The sequence below is a fragment of the Bradyrhizobium sp. F1.4.3 genome, assembly GCF_040548375.1.
Lineage (GTDB): Bacteria > Pseudomonadota > Alphaproteobacteria > Rhizobiales > Xanthobacteraceae > Bradyrhizobium.
This window is the reverse complement of record NZ_JBEPRN010000032.1, coordinates 1-16,683: the sequence shown is the minus strand read 5'-3', so window position 1 is coordinate 16,683 and position 16,683 is coordinate 1. Positions and strand designations below refer to the sequence as shown.

The window sequence follows — 16,683 nt, the reverse complement described above, 5'->3', positions numbered from 1 at the left end:
CATGAGCATCAATTGAGGCCGCTATCAGTCGGCGGATCGGCAACCATGGCAACTGATTGCTTTTTTCTTTCGGCCGAAGCGAAGAGATATTCGCACGTCGTGCAATTGCGCGGGGAGGGTACAGGGCCCTCCCTCGTATGCTTTCCCGGATCCGGCGGCAACGTTCATATCTTCCGCGAAATGGCCGCGGCGTTGCCGGAAGGTCATCCTGTCTATGGGATCGATCTGGGATGGCTATGCGACCAGACCAAGGATTTTACGATAGAACGGCTTGCCGCGCTCTACACGGATGTCGTCAAATCTCTCGACAAGAGCGGTTCTTATCTTCTCTGCGGCTATTCTTTCGGTGGCCTCCTTGCATATGAGCTGGCCGCTCGACTGGTTGAAGAAGGTCACGATGTGCGCGCGGTCCTGTTGTTGGACGCCCCTAACCCCTCACTGCTTGCCAATCTCTCTCCGTCCGAGACGACACAATATCGTAAACGCTACCTCGTCGATCGGCTCAAGCGATATCGCGACCATTTGCTGCAAGGAGATGTCAAGGCCTTCGCGAGCCGCGGTCTCGCGTTCATCGTGTCACGCGCATCCAAACCGCTGCTGCCCTTGCTCAAGCTCGCGGTACGGCTGACAGGGACAACGTTGCCCACCATTATAAGGTCCAACGATCCGGGGTTCTTGAGGGCCTGGAATGCATACAAGCCGACGACATATCCGAAAAATGTGGTGTGCTTTCGGGTGGAGGACAGGGGCGCAGAACATCAGAACGACCCTTCGATGGGCTGGTCCAACTGCGCGCTGGGAGGCGTGGAGGTCCACGTGGTTCCGGGAGGACATGTCGATATGATGGCGATGCCGTCTGTAAAGGCCATTGCCGACGTCGCGGCAACGTATCTGCGCGACAACGGCACCGGACGACAACGACCTGCTGCCGCGAGATCCTGACGCCGTCATCGACCTTCTGCGATCACCGGTGCACGCATCTAAGAGGAGAAGCCGGCCGTCAACGCTGTGTTCTTGCACATGCTATATCCACTTCGAGATGTTCTTAACATCCAAGGAATTAAGATGAAAAGGCGCTTAGAAGAACAAGAGTATCGTGCGCGCGAACAGCGCCAAGGCATAAAACTCCATTGACCCATATCGCCTTCGATAACTAGCCTGCATTTGCCGGCGTCCCAATAGCTCACTCTTTCTTTGCTCTGCCGTTGGATTCGGCGAATGCATAAGCGAAGGACTCCCAATACGATAACGAATTGCCGTACGTTCCAGGAAGCGAGCACCGCAGGCGCGCATCGCACGAACGTGGAAATCCGCATCCTCCATCAAGCGTATTGATGGATCGAAGCCCCCTATCGTTTCTACGCATTTGCGTCGGATGACCGACGAGCTGCAGACCAGAAGGGCATTGCCAAACAGCATGCGTCCAACAAAGGCCAAGCGCGAACCAAATCGCCGACTCAGAGCGGCCTTGCGGGCAGCTTCACCGAAATACTGCCGCTCAAGCTCCAGTTGCTCTGAAGGCCTTTGGGCAAAAGGTTCGATACGCCCAAAGACAAGGCCGATCGAGGGGTCGGCCGCAAACACGGCTATAGCCGCGGCGTAGTGACCTTCGACGACAATGTCGTCGTCGTCGAGAAAATGAATGAATCTACCTCGGGCCAATGGCCATCCGATGTTGCGGACAATGCTCGGAAATCCTCCGGTAGGCGTCGGGTTCTTCAGGTAGATTACGCGAGGATCTTGAAAGCCTCGAACAACGACCTCTGCCGATCCCTCAGAGCTGTCATCTACTACGAGTACTTCAACTGATACCTCGCGCTGTCCCAAGGCGCTGGCGATGGCTTCAACCAGTTCGCGAGGCCGACCAAAGGTCGGAATAATCACCGAAAAATCGGGATCCATTTTGGTCTTTACAATATGTCAAATCAACGCAGTGCCTGCTGTATATTGCCGCAGGCTACTCGGCTTTGCCAGAGGAAACCCATGAAAATGGACGTTAAACGCTGGTACCCGATTACGCAGAGCTGAGTTGATCGGGTTCGGCGATGGGGTCCCACCGAATATGCAGAGGCGCCTTATCACCCGCCGTCACTAGTAGACTTGCGGATCATGTCGCGGCTTAATCGAGGAATTTCCGCAGTTTCGCAGAAGCGCTCGAGTAGAAAAACCAGTGATGCGGCACAACCGAGAGCTTTCTAATTTAGTCCAGGAAGAAAGCTCACCCCGCCACGGGTCTACGATCGAGTAAACTCGACAATCACGAAACGCCCTCGGATGCCGAGGCCGTTCGTCTAGCGAGAACGAGCGCCGGAGAACACCGGCGACTTGTTCGAATTAAGAGACCACGCCTACGCGAACAGGAAGTCGTGAGCGGTCAGCGCAACTTGGCTGTGCACGACAACATCATTTCCAGAACTGAACGTAATCGTGCTCTGGTGTGTCACGAGATCGAATGTCGAGATGCTGAGCTGACTGAAGTCCTGGACACCCAGCGCCGTGACATCAATATGGTCGATACCCCAATTTGATCCCGGCTGGCTTCGAACACCTTGACCGAAATCCTCGATCTTGTCGTGACCATTGTTGAATTTGAAGACAAAGGTGTCGTTTCCACCTCTGGCATTTCCGGTCATGGTTTGGGCATCACCCCACATGTCGTCGTTGCCAGAGCCGCTGATTAGCGTATCGTTTCCTCCACGCGCGTCATCCGACATGACCTTCGCATCCCCCACGAGAACGCTTCGGTAGGTCCCGGCAGGTGCAGGCGGAGCATCGCTACCAACGAGCTTGTCGTTGCCGCCATGAGCATTGCCGGACATCGACAGCGCATCGCCATAAGCGAGATTATTGCTGAGAAGGCCGCCGACGAAGGTATCATCGCCGCCATCTGCATTGCCGCCCATATCTTTGCCGGCATCGCCATAGAACGTGGATTGAGATTGCGAGCCGCCCATGAAAGTATCATTGCCGCCGGCAGCATGGTCGACCATGTTGCCGGCTGCATCGCCATAGAACGTGTCTTGCGTTATAAAACCTGTGTCTTTGAACGTGTCATTGCCGCCGTGAGCACGGTCGGACATGTCGCCGCCAGCGTCGCCGTAAAAAATGTTTAGTGCATTTATTGCGCTCGTCGTGAACGCATCGTTGCCGCCCACTGACTGGTCGCTCATGCTTCCGCCGGCGTCACCCCAGAAAAAATTGCTGGCGCGATTGCCGCTGACTGTCAGGATGTCATCGCCACCTGCAGCATGACCGGACATATCAAGACCAGCGTCGCCATACACGATGTTGTGGAGCGAATTGCTGGAGTCCGTGACTGTATCGTTGCCACCCTGGGCCTGGCCGCTCATATTTTTTCCAGCGTCACCGTAGAATGTCAGGTTTAGCGCCGCTGCCGAGCCTTGGAAGGTATCATTCCCACCTGACGTAAGCCCTGACATATCACCGGCAGCATCCCCGTAAATCGTATCGGAGCTACCGAAGCTCGTCGTCGGCGTTACTATGAAGTGATCGTCCCCGCCGCGGGAATGCCCCAACATGTCCTTGCCGGCATCGCCGTAGAAGGTGTCGCTGTCCGACGTGGCCGTCGTGAGAAATGTGTCGCTACCGCCGGTGGAATGCCCTTGAAGGTTTCCACCGGCATCGCCGTAGAACGTGTTTATGGAATTTGGGCCTGCCGTGAAAGTGTCATTGCCGCCCACGGCGAAATTGAAGAAATTCTGCTCCGCATCGCCAAAGAGAATGTTGGTCGTGTCTGAAGCGCCAAACAAATCGTCATCAGTGCCCACTTGATGATGGTGAAGGCTGCCGTCTGTAATTGGGCGGGCGAAAATGCGCTTCATCTGCTCCCTCTTTATTCTGGTTAATCACGCCACTGAAACTGTTTGTCGCAAGCCGACCAAACCGGCCAACTTTAATCAACTGCGATAGTTTACACTAATTAAACCGTTTCCTGTATGGCCGGGAAGACAATTGATGCATTAAGCTAACTGCCGGCCGAAATTTAATCTTGGAACTCGGCTGCTACGGCGCGATCGCTTAAGATCTGAATTCGTGTGGAACCAACAGAACTCGGGCCAATTACTCGCGCTTTTGCTTGGTGTTGGAACCGCATAGAAGGCCCACTTGGACAAACGCCTCCGAGAACATGGCCTCTCGCTCGGTCACCATGCCGCAGGGAGCATGTGGCGCGTGAAGAGCCGCTTGCGGAGGAAGTTTTAGAGCATCTCGGCTCACCGCGTCGGGCTGGAACAGCCTCTTCGGGATCACCGCTTGATGCCACTGAGTTGCACGGCTGCCAGAAGTGGCATTTGGCCATTCGGCTTCGACACATCGTCGGGCTGTCGCTGTCTTAACCTAAACGATCAAGCTTACTACCAGCGTCCGTTTGTTCACGGGGCGCAGCAAAGTAAATTGACCGACAATTCTTCCCTGCGCGGTGACGCGCGATCGTCACCCGACTTGACGAAACACCACGAGCAAAGAGAGATAGCAGTGGAACGCCTTCAGGCGCCTTCAAACAACCAAAATTTCTTGCGCAAGCCGCGCGCGCCTCAGTTGGCCATCAAGATGGTCTGGGCGGCGCTAAGCGCGATTGCGACGTTTGGCTGGGTTATCGCGATAATCTGGGGCGCAGCATGGATAGCGAAGCGGCTCTTCAGATAGACGGGATCCGACGTCTGCCTTGCCGAACGACCTCGATCGCATCCCCGCCATCAGAGTTGCTCCCGTATCGGGTTCAACGGGTCCGGCGCCGGCCGGAAACTTTCTTCCGACGCCTAGCGAGTCGCCGCGACAGCAGATACGCCACCAACTTTCGCAATTGCTTTAATTCGAAATACTGGCGAGCTAGATCTCGAACTGAGAACATACGATTCTTGGGCACAATGTTTCGTTGCTGCAATAAAACAGCAGACTACCAAGGGGAGAGCCCTCAGAAAACTAAAGGGTAATTTATACAAAAATAATAAGATACCGAACAAAATAATCCATAGATTTCTTTATTAAGAGTCTCACATGGCTGACGGGCGCGACTAAATAATTTCCGAACCAGATGAGCGACGGGCAGTTGGCATCCCTTCCGCTGCCAGAGGAAAGATTGAGGCAAGTCGTTGGTTTGTCTGGGCCGAAGGCTCGAAGACGCTCCGGCTCTATGATTGCCAATTGCAGCGGCCGCCGGCGCGGGCGGCAATCTTCGCTAGAATTGGGCTAGAGCAGGTGAATGCCGTCCGCAGGCGCGTCAGCGCCTGGTAGCCTGACCTTTTTGGCTTGCGGCTTGGCCCAACCCCAGACGTATCCGGCCCGGCGGCCTGAAGGCTCGAAGCGGCGTCAACGACGACAGACGGTTGCGCTCCGCCAACGCCGCCCCTGCCATACAGGCTGGCGGGAACACCCCCCTTGGTAGCCATAATAACCATAGGGAGCGTAGAGAGGCTTTGGACGATCTTCGACCTGTACTGTGGGAGGCTCAACCCAAAAGAACGGCCCCAACTCGGTGGCTCCCGCAGGCTGAGAAGACCCGAATTCGAAAAGCGTGAATGCAGCCGCGAGAGCGATAGCCCCCAAGCACCGCTTACGGGTCACCCCGGCATTCGGGTCTTCACGTAGGCGCATGATAATGTTCAGCTTTTCAAACGGAGGCAGAATCTGGCTCACCAAATGGCTCCCGACAGTGCTTCGCGCGTGCAACGCCACGATTCAGCAGGATCGGAATAGCGCTCCGATTTGCGCAACGCAAGACCTGTAGATCCTCGGCACCGCCGGAGGACTATGGAACCGAATTCAGCGGCGACCAAACCTGCTGCTATACGCTCTCAGTGATTGTCGAGAGATTGTAGCGACTACCGACGGGTTCCGCTTTTTTGCCGGGAACCATTCAGGAATTATTCACTTACAAAGCTGTGTATCGCGTTAGGGATCGCCGCAAATAAGCTTCGAATCAGCGGAACACTCTCAAAAACGGGAGTTTGGAGCGACATGCTTTGGGTTTGCCTACTTATAGTCGGGATGGTTTTGACGGCGGTCGTCCTGGCAGGTCGGGCACATAGCCGGTACCTTGATCGCGCTCAGGCGAGGGCCCAATTGCTGATCTTGCCGTTGTCGACCAGTGAGTTCCCCGCTGATGAATCTGAGGCCATGGCAAGTTCCGCGATAGCCCAGGTTCCCGTCGCGGTTTTCATAGGCGAGCGGATCTTGATATGCCCGGTGCCGGCAACCGAAGCCGACGAGATCTTCGACGTGCGTGACCGGGTACACCGCCTTCCCAACGCAACTGAAGCGCCTGACGTGTCGAAGGCCATTAATCCCCGGAAGCTTAAGGTACGTGACGACTTCGGCTTCACGACTTCTTGGAAGGCCTCCTAGCCTGCGGGGTTGCGGATTCATGACCCCGCCGCATAAGCGCGCGGAGGTCCTCGACCAGGAACGGCTTGGCGGTTTCCGAGACCAACGAGCCCAATGCCGGGAAGCTTAAAGCTCAATTGACGTAGGTCGACCCCTGCAACCAGAGTAAGCAGATTGACCTCAATGCCCTCAACGCGACCCAGTTTGATGCCCAGAACGCCGCTCATATTCAGTTCAACGCCGGTGTGACTATCCGTCCACCCAAGGAAGACGCCCTGCCTGAAATCTTTTCCGACAGCGGTGGGCGGCAGAACAACGCCAATCTCGGGAACCGCGCGACTAATCGCCGCCACGAACGTATTACTGTTTGGTCCTGGCCAGGTTCTGTAGTGGCCCGCAGTTGCTGGATAGTCTTCGATCGCCTTTTCGATCTTTGGGATCATTCTTTCGGCGGCGGCGCCCTCAACGCTCGCAATAATTTCAGGCGCTTTTCCGAACCATCGTCCATCTGGCGCAAATCTGTTCAGCGACGGCTGACTATCCAGCCACTTGCCGTTGAGGGCACCTGTCGAGTCACGACTGGCGAAACCAAGAACCTCATAGCGCATCCAAGCGGAGCCCCCCTGACGCTTGTATACGATCCAGCTATGAGTAAGAAATCTTCCGGGCGAACCAGATAGCGGAACCGACATGACAAGAACGCGGGCGGAACGTTCCGCCTCAGCCGGTGGAAGCAGGCCCGCGCTCGCCATATCGGCCACCTTCTCGCCTGCTTGAGCGCCAGTGAGGAGGCGATCCATCATCACCAACGTCGCCTGCAGCGAAATCGGGAGCACGTAGAAAACCAAGATGAGGATAGATATAATTTTCAGAAGGCGCACTACAACTACTCGCATCTAACCTCGCATAGATACCTCTGTATCGATTAAATGCAAAAGACTGACCAAGTCCAGATAGCTCGGAGCTGATAGCCGCTTTGGGCGAGCCACTGACCGGAACTCTGACCGTTCTTTGATCATGGAATCAAGATGAACGGGGCGTAGAAGGATCTTGCGGTTAAGGTAAAAAAAAGACAAATATTTACATGAGCGACATATTTGGGAATATTGCCCGAATAGCCGGTAGCGAATCCGCATCCTTTTTGGGCGGATTCCGACGATGAAGTGATTGTTGACGCAGATTTTTCCCTTCTTTTGACCCGCTCAGCCGAGCGTCAAGAGCGATATTAGGAAAAAAATTATGAGCAGACTGCTTCGTTCAACCGATCGCAAGGGTAGCGACAGAATTGCAAGGGAAGATCTTTTCGCTGAATATGATGAGCTACTACGGTTGCGGCAACGAGTTAAGATTGCTGAATGCGGGCGCGCAATTGGCCCGCCGGGATTGAGGATCCCTACTCCCGATACGAAAATGAATTAGCTTCTGATAGCTTTCTCTGCTCGCAAAAGAACAGACTAGCGGCTCAATTAGACGAAGTTTCGAGGCGCTACAGTCCTGCCCAAAGCACACCAAATTCTGAACGCCCGAGCCCCGCGTTCAGGCCTGCGGAGACTGGCTCCTGCGGCGCCGCTCGCTCGTCCTGCGCTTGCCGGCCCTGGACGGCTCAATGGTAAATTCATCGATTGTGCGGCCCGTCTTCAGCGCTGCAACCAACCAGCGAGGTTGCTTTCCCCGTCCCGACCAAGTTTCGCTGGCATCCTTCGGATTGCGGTATTTCGGGAGCACCTTCGGATATTTGCGCCGTTGCCGTGGGGAACCATCTATTGTCCGCAAGCCTGAGGACACTGCATGGCGCAGATCGTCCTCACGGCGAAGCTGAGCCAAGCGCTTTTCAAGCTGTTGCTTTTCGGTTGTCAGCCTAACCGAGAGAATGCGGCTGATTTCTTCGTGCAGCTGCCACATCTCATCAACTGACAGGTCCTCCAGATTCAACTTATGCGCGATTGCGTTGGCCATGAACATTCCGATTGTAGTGATTCGCGTCTATATTACTAGAGCGACGATTGGATGTTTAGATGGAGCCGCGAATTCCCTCAAGAGAGGTCTGGTTGCATGCAGGAGACAAATGCACAACCGCGGCGAGCACATCCAAAGACGCACTTCTTGGAAATTAAGTGGAGATTGTGCGTAAAGGATGACGCTCAAGACTGTTTAATTCTAGCGGACCTCGTGGATGTCAGCCTGGACACGATGAAGCGCGGCATATCGTCCTCCCGTGCGTAGAAGTTCATCGTGGGTACCGTCTTCCACCAGCCGCCCGCGCTCGATAGTAAATATTCGATCGCTGCGCCGAATGGTCGACAGACGATGCGCGATAATAAATACCGTTCGTCCCTCGGCGATACTGCGCATATTGTCCTGAATGACGCGCTCGCTCTCATAATCAAGAGCACTGGTAGCTTCATCGAAAATCAGAATGCGAGGATTTGTTACGAGCGCTCGAGCTATGGCGATTCGCTGTCGCTGCCCGCCTGACAGGCTGGCACCACGCTCGCCAACGACCGTGTCGTAGCCTTCCGGCAGCTCCAATATGAAATCATGGGCGCCCGCGAGCTTTGCGGCTTCTACAACTTGTTCGATCGGCATACCGGGGTCCGACAGTGCGATATTTGCGCGAATGGATTGATTGAAGAGCACGTTTTCTTGCAAGACCGCGCCGACCTGGCGCCGCAGCCACGACGTGTCAATCATCGAAAGATCAACTCCATCAATGAGCACGCGACCGCTCTCGGGAATAAACAGACGCTGAATGAGTTTCGCGACTGTGCTCTTCCCTGACCCAGAGGGACCGACAATACCGATGACCTGCCCCGCAGAGACCTTGAAGCTGACGCCGCGCAAGACTTCGGGTCCATCAATGCGGTACCGAAAAACTACACCGTCGAAAATCACGTCTCCCCGTATCGCGGGCAACGCTGTGCGCGCTGGGTTAAATCTAGGCTCCGGAGTCGTATTGAGGATGTCTCCAAGGCGATCCACGGATAGTTTGGCTTGATGGAAATCCTGCCAGATTTGAACAAGGCGCAAGACCGGCTGACTCACTCGTCCAGCAAACATATTGAAAGCCACCAATTCGCCGACGGTCAGATCACCGGAGATGACAAGGCGCGCGCCGAAGTACAAGATCCCGGCCATGACCACCTTGTTTACGAATTGAACGCTGTTGCTAGCGGTATTGCCCAACCGTAGAACCCTGAAGCTGGCCGCCACATACGCGGCGAGCTGTTCCTCCCAACGCCTTTGCATCTGCGGCTCGACTGCCATGGCCTTGAGCGTATCGACGCCATTGACGCATTCGACCAGGAAAGCCTGATTTTCAGCTCCGCGCTTGAACTTTTCATCGAGCAATTGTCGAAATCGCGGTGTGGTTCCAACAGAGATTGCGACGTAAACAGGTAGTCCGGCCAACACGATAGCCGTCAACAACGGCGAATAGACAAACATGACGCCGAGAAAAACCAAGGTAAAAAGCAGATCGATGACCAAGGTTAGCGCAGAGCTCGTGAGAAACGTTCGGATGTTCTCGAGCTCACGCACCCTCGCCACGGAATCACCAACGCGACGGGTCTGAAAGTAAGCCGTAGGCAGTGCAAGTAGATGCTGGAACAGCCGGGCACCGAGTTCGACGTCAATACGATTGGTGGCGTGGGAGAAAAGATAGGTCCGTAACGTGCTCAAAATGGTTTCGAACAGTCCTATCCCGATCAGACCTATTACAAGCACATCCAGCGTACTAAGACTGCGATGCGCGAGGACCTTGTCAATGACCGCCTGAAAGAACATCGGCGATGCAAGTCCAAGCAGTTGCAGGAAGAGAGATGCGAAGAGCACTTCGCCCAACTGGTGGCGATATTTGTGGATCGCCCCCAAAAACCACGACAAATCGAAGCGGCGGGTGAGCGCGGTCAGATCCGCGCGCCTGGTCATCAGAACGAGGCGCCCGTCCCAGATCGCCTCGAAGTCCTCCTTCGTCAACAATTCCGGGCGCGGCGTTTTTGCCGATTGGACAACGATCTTGTCGTCGCCGACCTTCCCGAGCAGAAGAAAGCTGCCGTCCTTGAGCGCTGCAATGGCCGGTAAGGGGGTGCGCAGCAACCGCGCCCAATTCGCCCTCGACTCACGAGCCTTCAGGCCGAATTCCCTAGCACAACGGATCATATCGGCAGTGTCAATCGCTCCGGTTCCGCAGTGGTGCCGAATCTGTTCAGGGCTGGCGCTGATACCGTGAAATCGCAGGAGCATAGCCAGGGTCACGAAGCCCGGGTCACTCGGTGCAGGATTTTCCGAACCATCCGTCATTAAAATTGCCCCGATCCTGACTATTTTACCGTCTGAAGTGCCGCAACCGGCAATTCCCAGTATAGCGCTGCGATACCCTTTGATTTATTAACCGAATGGGGCGAGGGCTTGGCGCTTTATATTCGACAAATTTATCGCCGACCAAAGGGAAGATTTACGGTCTACCGCCAGAGTTGGCGGTATTGACGCGCCCTGCGTCACTAGCCGACGTTGAGCGCCCTTTTGATAAATATGAAAGCCCATTCGATGGAGCCAGCGAGAAAAGTAATACCCTTTCTGGCACCGAGCAGGCCACGGGCCTCCGAAGAGCTAGAATTCCTGCCTGCCGCGCTTGAGATCGTCGAAACTCCGCCCTCGCCCCTCGGCCGGGCCGTCGGGACAACGATCGTCGCGATGCTTTTGCTCGGCCTGGGTTGGTCGATTTTGGGCCATGTGGATATTGTGGCGACTGCGACCGGAAAGGTCATACCGACCGGTCGAAGCAAGGTTATCCAACCCTTCGAGACGGGCGTCGTGCGCGCGATAAGGGTGGTTGATGGCCAGTTTGTGACAGCTGGCGCTCCCCTGATTGAGCTCGACCCCACTATCAATGAGGGCGAGATCAACCACTTGAAGGGCGACCTGCAATCCGCTCAGCTGGACATTGCGCGTTTGACAGCCGCGCTCACGGACACGGATGATCCGTTGAGTGCATTTCGCCCCCCAGAAGGGGCCAGCAAGGCGCTTACCGCAATGCAGCGTCAGTTCCTGCTCGCCCAGGTATCCGAGCACCGGGCAAAGATCGCTTCCTTGGATGGACAACGGGCGCAGAAAGAGGCCGAACTTGCGACGATCTCGGCGACTGTCGGCAAGCTCGACGCTGTCATTCCGACCATTGAAGAGCGTGTCAACATTCGCAAATCCCTCAGTGAGTACGGCTCCAGACTTCAGTACTTCGAGGTGTTGCAGCAATTGACAGATAGCCAGCAGGAACGGCTGGTTCAGAAGAGTCGTGCCAAGGAGACTGAGGCGACTATCGCCTCTCTGATCGAGACTCGCAGCCAGACCCGGGCCGAGCATCGCAGAACCCTGTTGGCAGACTTGACCGAAGCCGAGCGGAAGGCCGGCGGCCTGGAGGCCGACCTGTCCAAGGCGGAGCAGCGGGCCAAACTTCAGCTGCTGACCGCCCCCGTATCGGGTACGGTTCAGCAATCCGCGGTCAATACGATCGGCGGCGTGGTAACGCCTGCCCAGACCCTAATGGTCATCGTACCGAGCGATAGCCAGATCGAGATTGAAGCTACCATTAACAACCGCGACATCGGTTTCATTCACGCCGGCGATGCCGTGGAGATCAAGGTCGATACGTTCGACTTCACCAGGTATGGGCTCTTGAAAGGCAAGGTACGGACAGTCTCCTCCGACTCCGTAGCGCGCGATGCGAGCGACAGGCCCAATGAACGGCCCCAGGCTGGCTCTTCCGCCGGAACCAGCGAGCCCAAAGGCCAGGAACTCAACTATGTAGCGAGGATTTCAGTCGAGAACCCGCAGTTAAAAGTTGAAGACAAGCTTGTGAATCTGTCTCCCGGCATGGCCGTAACTGCCGAAATCAAAACCGGGTCTCGCCGGATTATCGGCTACCTGTTGTCACCGCTGATGAAGTACCGGCAGGAGAGCCTTCGCGAGCGGTAGCCGGCTTTGAAGTCGCAGCAGTGTTGGCGGGACGCGGCTTCGGAGCCGCGTATCTGGCGGCCAATTGGGGCGGCTGGGCCGGCCAGGTAGAGGCGGCCCGGGATATAGTTTGTTGCGTAGTCTGTGGCGCCGATGACGAGGGCACAGAGGTCATGGCTGGTTTTGCCCGGTCGAGCACCCAAGGCCGCACGAGCTTGCCCGGCCGCGCAAGCGGCAGCGGTACAGTTCCATCTGGCGTTAGCATGACCCACCTTCGCCCCCTATGCGCGAGCCCCGTGGGGACCGGTAACGCGGAGCCCGCATCCGTCAGGGCTCCCGTCCACAATGCTTCGGTGATAGATGGCGTGGACCGATTCGATGGTGCCAGTTCCTGGTCGGCCCACGCTGGCAACCCCGTTCGCTCAGGAAAAGAACCAACACCGGCGATCTTAATTGCCGCGCGGGGCGGATCCAAATCCGCCCAGAAGGGCAGTTGGATCGAAACAGAAGGGGCAAGCGCGCGTGGTATCGCGGGCAAGACAGCCTTGCTGTGTGGCTCGCTGGTTAGCTCTGCCTTTACAGCAACGGAAGAGGGTTGGGCCTGATCGGGGCGACGGACTATCGCCGACGTCGACGACGGATTGCCCTTGACCGGGCGCTCGTCGATCGATGGCCTCATCTGTGCCGTATCGAAATCAAGGGAACTATCACGCTGTGCTGCGTGGGATAGCTCTGCGGGACGAGACGGAACTGGCGTGGGTCTTGCCACCGGCAGGGCGTTGACTGGAGAAGGGGCAGCAGCAGACTGGAAAGGAAACGCCGGGGAGTCTCCGATAAGGTCGCGTAGCCCCGGTTCCGGCTCGGGTAAGAATGCGGAGTCAGCAAGAGAGAGTGCGGGCTGCCCAACATAATCGAGCTCATCTGGCAGGGGCGAAGGAATGTCGTATTCGACCCTCCTGAATTTGGCAGGCAGCACAATCGACGCCCCCAGCTTCTTGACACGACGGCGGGCGTCCGTCCCATGTGCACCGTTCGGATATCGCTCCAGATAGGTCCAGTAGGCTTCCGGCGTATCTGCTTGGCAAGTCCGCCGCCAGGTAATCGCTTCGCGCCGCGCCGCGAGCATCGCCAGAACCCGCTTGGCGAGCGGATCACGCCCATGGTCCGCAAGGAAGTCCGCATACGTGTCGAACGTGTCGCGTATCAAGGCAGCAAAGTAAGCGTCTTGCGGGCCAAGACTAGCCATCGCTTGCGAACGCAACCATGCCTCACGCTCAAGCGAATGGGATCGTTGCACTTGGTCAAACGGACGTTCGACCAGCACAAACTGACTCTCGAAGCGAGCGCTGTGCCAAGGCACCTGCGCTCCCTTTGTCAATTCATGGACGCGCAAACGAGCACGAAGGAAAATCTCGGGCAGGGCAAGGCCCGCCTCGTTGATCATTTCAGCGACCGCCCTTGCGTAAGGACCATAGCCGTTGGCGGCGTCAGGTGCGAACATGCCGGGCGTCGCATTGAATGCAACCAAGGAGTTGGCTTCGGGCTCGAGCCAGGCGAGCCCGGCCGCGGGTGACACGCCGTCGAGAAGAAACGGACTCTTCCGGGCTGCATCGAGGATCACGATCGCCGCTCTTGATCGAAGCGCGGCCAGCGCTTGTAGGAGATCGGTCAGCCGCAAACCGTAGCGGGGTACATCCGACGCCAAGGCAATTCTCGCGTCGATTGGCAAGAGATAATTTTCGCCTTCGAGTTGCAAACCATAGCCGGCAAAGTACACGAGGGCGACTGTGTCCGGTCCACCCTTTCTGAGTACTTCCAAAAACTCGCTGAAGACTTGACGCAGTGCGTCCTGCTTCAAATCGCGGGCATGAACGACCTCGAACCCCGCCGCCTTCAATGTTCTGGCGATCAGTTCGGCGTCATTTGCCGGCGTGGCAAGCCCGTGGGCCTCGTAAGATGCGTTTCCAATGACAAGAGCAAAGCGTTTCTCAGACGCAGCCGCACTCGCGGGCGGCTGCAAACCAATAGCGAGGAAAAAGTCCAACAAAAACAATATCTTAAGGTATTTGCGCATATTCTATGCTAAATGCCCAATACGGTGAAGCATTGCTTTAAATACAGCCAACCGCAAGCATTCTGTCAGACCGCGAAGGAGCCTGGCATGCCGATCAGAATGCCAGACTTCCAATGACGTGCAGTGCTTCAGGACAAAGAGCCTTGATACTGCTGGTGGGCAATTGTGGACGTCGCGAGTTGGAAGGCTGGATTAGTGCTCCCAATCTCGGAAATGCCGTTGTTTCCCGACGTGCTGGTGTTAAATGGCGAGGAGGGGAATGCCGAGGCGTTGTGTTGCGACCAGAGTGCAAGCCTGGAGTCGATTGAATCGAACCAGGCCGCCGTTGTATCCGTGCTGCTCGCTAAGGATTCGCTTCCCTGATCCGTGGAAATCGGCGGATCGACAAGCAGCGTGCCACCATTTCCATCGCTTGATACGATGAAGTTACCCAACGAATAATTGCCAGTAAGGGAAAGATTAGTGGTGTTGGTTCCGTCACTCACACTGAGCTTCCCTGGTGAGTTGTTCCCGGTGTAGCCGACGGTTGCGCTGGCACCGGCGGTAATGTCGCGCAGATCGATGAAATCAGTCGTAGTAAGCTGACCACTCAAAGCGCCGCTAAATTTCGTCGATTGGTCGATTACAAGCGTACCGGTTGCCCCTGCGAAGCTGATGGTGCCCGAATAGGCTCCAACAAGCTCCACGCTTGCCCCACTGCCGATCGTGAGCGAGTTTGGTCCAATGACAGTCCCGCTGCCAGACAGGACAATGACTCCATCGCCGTTAAGATCCTGGTGGAGCGTGCTCTCCGCCTGTTGAAGCGCGGCGCTGGTCCCTAGCACCGCGCCCGTGCTGCTCTGATGGTTGCCGTTGGCGTCCGTGTACCAAATGCTGAATTGATTCGTTCCAGGATCCTGCCATGCAACCACGTATCCGCTGGAGGTCTGCTCCGCACCGACCGGAGTCCAGACGCCAAACTGCGATGCGACCACAGCCGAACCGCCGTATTTCAATTCGGGTCCTGAACCGCCACCAACGGGGTTCAGATAGAAATTCCTACCAACTTGCGCCAGGCTTGTGCTGCCGAAGGATTCGATCGTCGTCGTCGGGATGCCGATCGTGCCGTCTCCATTGAGATCCTGTTGAAAACTGGCTTCCGCCTGTTCGAGCGTGACACTGGCACCCGAGATAGCGCCCGTGCTGCTCTGATAGCTGCCGTTGGCGTCCGTGTACCAAATGCTGAACTGGCTCGAACCAGGCACCTGCCAGGCGATCTGATAGCCACTCGACGTCCGTTCCGCAGCGACCGGAGTCCAGACTCCAAACTGTCCTGTGACCACGGCCGAGCCGCCGTATTTCAGCTGGAGTCCCGAACCGCTCCCGACGGGGTCCAGATAGAAGTTTGCGCCAACTTGCATGAGACTCGTGCTGCCGAAGGATTCGATCGTCGTCGTCGGGATGCCGACCGTGCCGTCTCCATTGAGATCCTGTTGAAAACTGGCTTCCGCCTGTTCGAGCGTGACACTGGCACCCGAGATAGCGCCCGTGCTGCTCTGATAGCTGCCGTTGGCGTCCGTGTACCAAATGCTGAACTGGCTCGAACCAGGCACCTGCCAGGCGATCTGATAGCCACTCGACGTCCGTTCCGCAGCGACCGGAGTCCAGACTCCAAACTGTCCTGTGACCACAGCCGAGCCACCGTATTTCAGTTGGGGTCCCGAACCACTCCCGACGGGGTCCAGATAGAAGTTTGCGCCAACTTGCATGAGACTCGTGCTACCGGAGGATTCGATCGTAGACGTCGTCTGCGGAACGCCGATCGTACCGTCTCCATTGAGATCCTGTTGAAAGCTGGTCTCTACCTGTTCGAGAGTGGTGCTATCGCCTGATAGAACGGGTGTGTTGCTCTTATAGTTGCCGTTGGCGTCTGTGTACCAGATGATGAACTGGCTCGAACCAGGCACCTGCCAGGCGATCTGATAGCCACTCGACGTCCGTTCCGCAGCGACCGGGGTCCAGACGCCAAACTGTCCTGTGACCACGGGCGAACCACTATACGTCAATTCCGGCCCCGAACCGCCAGCGACGGGATTCATGTAGTAGTTGCGTCCGACCTTAACCAGACTGGTCGTACCTAGGCCTTCGATGGTCGATGCCGCAGTGTCGATCTGCAGCGTGCCGGACGGGTTGGTCACCGCACCAGTCAGGTTGGCGGCATTGCCCGCACCGTCCTTGACGGTCGCGGAGTTGAGGTTGACCGCCGTCACCGTCAGGTCGGACGTGTTCTGGCCGGCCGCCACCGTGTAGCTGAAGGTCAGCGCATTGCTGCCCGAGCC

The 16,683-nt window shown here is 56.6% G+C and carries 9 protein-coding genes and 1 pseudogene; 3 read left to right on the top strand and 7 right to left on the bottom strand.

Translation table 11 applies throughout. The features are described 5' to 3' along the window. The first annotated feature begins 45 nt into the window (after window positions 1-45). A complete protein-coding gene (locus ABIB73_RS36785) occupies window positions 46-942 on the top strand; it encodes a thioesterase domain-containing protein (RefSeq protein WP_354232292.1) in 897 nt (298 codons plus the stop codon). Window positions 943-1,077: 135 nt separating this feature from the next. Here the strand turns inward: ABIB73_RS36785 and ABIB73_RS36780 are convergent, their stop codons facing one another. Both ABIB73_RS36780 and ABIB73_RS36775 read right to left on the bottom strand, forming a co-directional pair. Then, complete coding sequence (locus tag ABIB73_RS36780; protein ID WP_354232290.1) at window positions 1,078-1,902, bottom strand: glycosyltransferase family 2 protein; 825 nt, start codon at window positions 1,900-1,902, stop codon at window positions 1,078-1,080. Between the two features lie 446 nt (window positions 1,903-2,348). After that, window positions 2,349-3,842, bottom strand: a complete 1,494-nt coding sequence (locus ABIB73_RS36775) for an autotransporter outer membrane beta-barrel domain-containing protein (protein WP_354232288.1) — start codon at window positions 3,840-3,842, stop codon at window positions 2,349-2,351. 2,239 nt (window positions 3,843-6,081) lie between these two features. Here ABIB73_RS36775 and ABIB73_RS36770 point away from each other — a divergent pair. Then, complete coding sequence (locus ABIB73_RS36770; protein WP_354232286.1) at window positions 6,082-6,363, top strand: hypothetical protein; 282 nt, start codon at window positions 6,082-6,084, stop codon at window positions 6,361-6,363. Window positions 6,364-6,380: 17 nt separating this feature from the next. On the opposite strand, the gene ABIB73_RS36765 is transcribed toward ABIB73_RS36770, so the two are convergent. The 3 genes from ABIB73_RS36765 to ABIB73_RS36755 form a co-directional block, all read right to left on the bottom strand. Beyond that, window positions 6,381-7,223, bottom strand: a complete 843-nt coding sequence (locus tag ABIB73_RS36765; protein ID WP_354232285.1) for a DUF3750 domain-containing protein — start codon at window positions 7,221-7,223, stop codon at window positions 6,381-6,383. Between the two features lie 655 nt (window positions 7,224-7,878). Further along, a complete protein-coding gene (locus ABIB73_RS36760; RefSeq protein ID WP_354232283.1) occupies window positions 7,879-8,298 on the bottom strand; it encodes an H-NS histone family protein in 420 nt (139 codons plus the stop codon). A gap of 201 nt (window positions 8,299-8,499) precedes the next feature. Further along, the gene (locus tag ABIB73_RS36755; RefSeq protein ID WP_354232281.1) at window positions 8,500-10,641 is read right to left on the bottom strand and encodes a type I secretion system permease/ATPase; all 2,142 of its coding nucleotides are present in this window, start codon (window positions 10,639-10,641) and stop codon (window positions 8,500-8,502) included. Between the two features lie 231 nt (window positions 10,642-10,872). On the opposite strand from ABIB73_RS36755, the gene ABIB73_RS36750 reads away from it, so the two are divergent. Then, a complete protein-coding gene (locus ABIB73_RS36750; RefSeq protein ID WP_354232279.1) occupies window positions 10,873-12,312 on the top strand; it encodes an HlyD family type I secretion periplasmic adaptor subunit in 1,440 nt (479 codons plus the stop codon). Here ABIB73_RS36750 and ABIB73_RS36745 read toward each other — a convergent pair. Continuing rightward, window positions 12,251-14,365 (bottom strand): caspase family protein, encoded by a 2,115-nt coding sequence (locus ABIB73_RS36745; protein ID WP_354232277.1) that lies wholly within the window; start codon window positions 14,363-14,365, stop codon window positions 12,251-12,253. The genes ABIB73_RS36750 and ABIB73_RS36745 overlap by 62 nt on opposite strands. A gap of 128 nt (window positions 14,366-14,493) precedes the next feature. Next, window positions 14,494-16,683: pseudogene (locus ABIB73_RS36740) on the bottom strand (hypothetical protein); the annotation flags it as partial.

What these genes read in the sequence shown, in the direction of transcription:
- ABIB73_RS36785 (WP_354232292.1), top strand. Translation starts at nt 46, where the DNA reads ATGGCAACTGATTGCTTTTTTCTTTCGGCCGAAGCGAAGAGATATTCG.
- ABIB73_RS36780 (WP_354232290.1), bottom strand. Translation starts at nt 1,902, where the DNA reads ATGGATCCCGATTTTTCGGTGATTATTCCGACCTTTGGTCGGCCTCGC.
- ABIB73_RS36775 (WP_354232288.1), bottom strand. Translation starts at nt 3,842, where the DNA reads ATGAAGCGCATTTTCGCCCGCCCAATTACAGACGGCAGCCTTCACCAT.
- ABIB73_RS36760 (WP_354232283.1), bottom strand. Translation starts at nt 8,298, where the DNA reads ATGGCCAACGCAATCGCGCATAAGTTGAATCTGGAGGACCTGTCAGTT.
- ABIB73_RS36755 (WP_354232281.1), bottom strand. Translation starts at nt 10,641, where the DNA reads ATGACGGATGGTTCGGAAAATCCTGCACCGAGTGACCCGGGCTTCGTG.
- ABIB73_RS36750 (WP_354232279.1), top strand. Translation starts at nt 10,873, where the DNA reads ATGAAAGCCCATTCGATGGAGCCAGCGAGAAAAGTAATACCCTTTCTG.
- ABIB73_RS36745 (WP_354232277.1), bottom strand. Translation starts at nt 14,365, where the DNA reads ATGCGCAAATACCTTAAGATATTGTTTTTGTTGGACTTTTTCCTCGCT.